General features: G+C 61.8%; 3 protein-coding genes. 1 reads left to right on the forward strand and 2 read right to left on the reverse strand.

What is annotated here, in order from left to right:
- Both PF446_RS12415 and PF446_RS12420 read right to left on the reverse strand, forming a co-directional pair.
- Positions 1-947: PAS domain S-box protein (locus tag PF446_RS12415; RefSeq protein WP_298072059.1), on the reverse strand; the 947-nt coding region annotated here is incomplete at its 3' end.
- 2 nt (positions 948-949) lie between these two features.
- Entirely contained in the window at positions 950-1,357 is a 408-nt protein-coding gene (locus tag PF446_RS12420) for a hypothetical protein (protein WP_298072061.1), read from the reverse strand.
- 284 nt (positions 1,358-1,641) lie between these two features.
- Between PF446_RS12420 and PF446_RS12425 the strand changes: the two genes are divergently transcribed.
- Positions 1,642-3,693: 3-hydroxyacyl-CoA dehydrogenase NAD-binding domain-containing protein (locus tag PF446_RS12425; RefSeq protein WP_298072063.1), on the forward strand; the 2,052-nt coding region annotated here is incomplete at its 3' end.

Raw genomic sequence — 3,693 nt, forward strand, 5'->3', positions numbered from 1 at the left:
CGATTGATCAGTTGCGGCCCTTCCATGTTCTCGACATGCGTCGAATAGACCGCGACATAATTCAGTTGCAGAAGATCGGCGAGCAGGCGTGCCGAGGTGGCCATGCGGCCCTCGCCAGTGCTGGTTGCCTGCATCCGGGCAAGCAAGCCCAGGGCCATTCGAGCAGCCTCCATTTCGCGTCGATCGCGCAGGCTCACAACATGCACCATGTGATCCCCCCGCAATGCAGGCTGAAGTGTCATGTTCACGATATCCGCACCACCGTCGATGCGCGCTCGATTGCAGCGACGCCGCCCGACACCATCCCTCTCCAGCGCCTGGCGCATCTTCTCCAGTTGCTCGTCGCTCAACCCCAGCATCACGGCGGCACTGCGCCCGAGAACCTGATCTGCGATATATCCGGAACGTTGTTCATAGGCCGGATTGACCTCGAGGATTTCGCCGGTTGCCGGATCCAGCACCAGGATTTCATCCTCGTCGGTCTCGAAAGCAAAGCGGTAATCCCCGCCCGAAACCGAAATGGCCCTTGCCGTTTTCGCCGAAGTGGTTGGCGCATCTGAGTTGATCATCTGCTTCAGGCGCGCGCAGACCTCACCTGCATCCACTGGGCTGCGTATCCATTCGTCCACACCATCCGGGATCTGCTGAAAGCCCCACTGACGCTGCCGGCTCTCTGCAGCCAGGATGCCCAGAACCTTGACATGTGCATACTCCGGACTGCTGTGCAGCTTGGCGCAAAAGGCGACATTTTCGCTGGCGTCACCGACGAAATCGATGATCACCACATCCATTTGCGCCTCTTCAGCAATCAGGCTGCTCGCCTGACCCGCATCCCGCGCGGTATGCAACGCACCAAGGTCCTCGCCGTCCAACGCATCAAAAAGACGACGCCGGTCCTCCCGGCCGGAGGCGATGATCAGTACATGCAGGGGTTTTCCGGGAAACATCTTCAGACCACCCAGCGGCCGTCGCGCAAACGCGGTCGGCCGCCCCCCACGCCAGTCTCGATCATGGTGGCCTTCGCCTCGACAGACTTCATCAGGGCCTCATCGTTGCCAAGCAGGACGATCCGACGCACGTACTCCGCCCCACGGTGCTCGAGCTGGCGCAAAAGGGTCTGTTCAGCGCGACTGAGAGCACCACGGACCCCCACCATGATGTAGATACCGAAATGCATGCTCTGCATCACGTAACGGAACGTGTCACCCACACCCCTGCAACCGGGCACGCGCACGTCACCTTCGCGCAGGCTGCGCAAGCCTTTGTCCGGATACCAGACATACACCGACTGCCCGCTGCGACGAGCGACATGACGAAACTGCTCGACCAGGACTTCCGGCTGGTCGGTCTTGATCATCGTGAGTACCGAATCCGCGGCTATGACACGTTCGAGCGTGTCCGACCCAGGTTGAATACCTACCGCTTTCATCGTTCAAGTCATCCCGAAGACAGCCATGAGGCACCTGCGCCCGAACGCTCAGCCAGATGGCGCATGATGAGCATAGGGTAAGCCTCCGACATGCGCACGCATTCTCGGCAGGCCTGTATTCTGGCTTCAGTTGCCTGTACATCGTATCTCGCATTCACCACGACCTCGCGGTATCGTGACTGTTCCTGTTCTCATTTGGGTGCATCTTGCATATGTTCGATGGATTGCGCTTCAAGCACTGGCAGGCCGACGCTGACAAGGACGGCATCGTCATCCTGGCCCTGGATCGTGCCGGCAGCAACGTCAATGCGCTTTCGCGGGCAGTGATCGATGAACTCGGCGAGATCGTCGAACGTCTGTCCATTGAAGCCCCGCGGGGCGTCATCATCCATTCGGCCAAGGACGCTGGGTTCGCGGTCGGTGCCGATTTGCATGAATTCATTACCTTTGCCCGCGACAACAGCGTCATGCAGAACATCCGCAACGGCCAGAAGGTGTTCGAGAAACTGGCTCGACTGCCTTGCCCCACGGTTGCTGCGGTGCATGGTGCCTGCATGGGCGGGGGCACCGAGCTGGCCCTGGCCTGCGACCAGCGGGTCGCCGTGGATGATCCCGGCACGCGTATCGGCCTTCCGGAAGTGATGTTGGGCATCCATCCCGGCTGGGGCGGTACCGCTCGCCTTCCCCGCCTGATCGGTGCACCACAGGCGTTGCAGGCAATGTTGACCGGTCACCCATTCTCTGCACGACGCGCACGTTCAGTCGGTCTGGTCGACGCGCTGTGCAATGCCGACGCGCTGCTGGAAACGGCGCGCGAACGGATCGGCAAGAAGGCCAAGCGTCCAATCCTGCAACGGCTGCTGGCCTGGTCCACCCATTTGTGGCCGCTCCGTCAGGTCCTTGCCCGCATCGTGCTGAAGCAGACTGCCGGCCGTGTCCGCAAGGAGCACTACCCTGCGCCGTTCGCACTGATCGAAGTCTGGCGCCGCGGTGGGTCTGACATCGGCCAGCGTCTGATACTGGAGGCCCGGTCCGTAACCCGGCTGGCCGACACCTCGACGGCGCGCAACCTGATCCGCGTGTTCTTCCTGCGCGAACGCCTCAAGGGTCTGGGGTCGGACGTCGCGCACGACATCGAGCACGTGCATGTCGTCGGCGCCGGCACCATGGGCGGCGACATTGCCGCGTGGAGTGCATTTAAAGGGTTCCAGGTCACCCTGCAGGACCGCGAGATGAAATACATCGAGCCGGCCTTGCAGCGCGCCCGCACCCTATACGAGAAGAAACTCAAGTCCGACGACAAAGTGCGCGAACCCATGGCGCGGTTGCGCGCCGATGTCGACGGCACGGGCGTGGCCGATGCCGACCTGGTGATCGAAGCCATCTACGAAAACATCGAAGCCAAGCAACAGCTGTACGCCAAGATCGAACCGCAGTTGCAGGAAAACGGACTGCTGGCCACAAACACCTCCTCAATCCCGCTGGACCAGTTGCGCGAAAACCTCGAGCGCCCGGAGCGATTCTTCGGCCTGCATTTCTTCAACCCGGTCGCCAAGATGCCGCTGGTCGAGGTAGTGCGACACGACCAGTTGGACGAACAGGCTGAAAAACGCGCACTGGCCTTCTGCAAGGCGATCGGCAAATTGCCGATCGCCGTGGCCGGCACCCCGGGCTTCCTCGTCAACCGCATCCTGATGCCGTACCTGCTCGAATCCATGCGCCTTTTGAACGAGGGCGTTCCAGGGCCGGTACTCGACAAGGCCGCGCGTAAATTTGGCATGCCGATGGGTCCGATCGAACTGGCGGATACCGTCGGTCTGGACGTGGCCGCATCGGTCGGACGGGAACTGGCCCCATTCCTTGGCCTGGATATTCCCGAGGGACTTGACGACCTGCTCGAGGAAGGCAGGCGCGGCAAGAAGGACGGCAAGGGCTTCTATGTCTGGGAAAATGGCAAGCCGGTCAAACCCGAGGTCGACCCGGACTACACTGCGGCCGCTGATCTGACCGACCGCATGCTGCTGCCGATGGTCAACGAGGCGGTGGCATGCCTGCACGACCACGTCGTCGACGAACCCGATCTGCTCGACGCAGGCGTGATCTTCGGTATTGGCTTCGCCCCGTTCCGCGGCGGACCGATCCAGTACATTCGCGAGACCGGTGCCGATGCCGTGCGCGGCAAGCTCGAGGAACTGGCCCGACGGCATGGCGATCGATTCCGTCCGCGCGACGGTTGGGACAACCCGCTGCTGAACACCACACCC

The sequence above is a fragment of the Oleiagrimonas sp. genome (assembly GCF_027858935.1).
In the GTDB taxonomy this organism is placed as follows: Bacteria; Pseudomonadota; Gammaproteobacteria; order Xanthomonadales; family Rhodanobacteraceae; genus Oleiagrimonas.

Excerpts from the sequence above, each read along its gene's own strand:
- PF446_RS12420 (WP_298072061.1), bottom strand. The coding sequence starts at position 1,357 with ATGATCAAGACCGACCAGCCGGAAGTCCTGGTCGAGCAGTTTCGTCAT.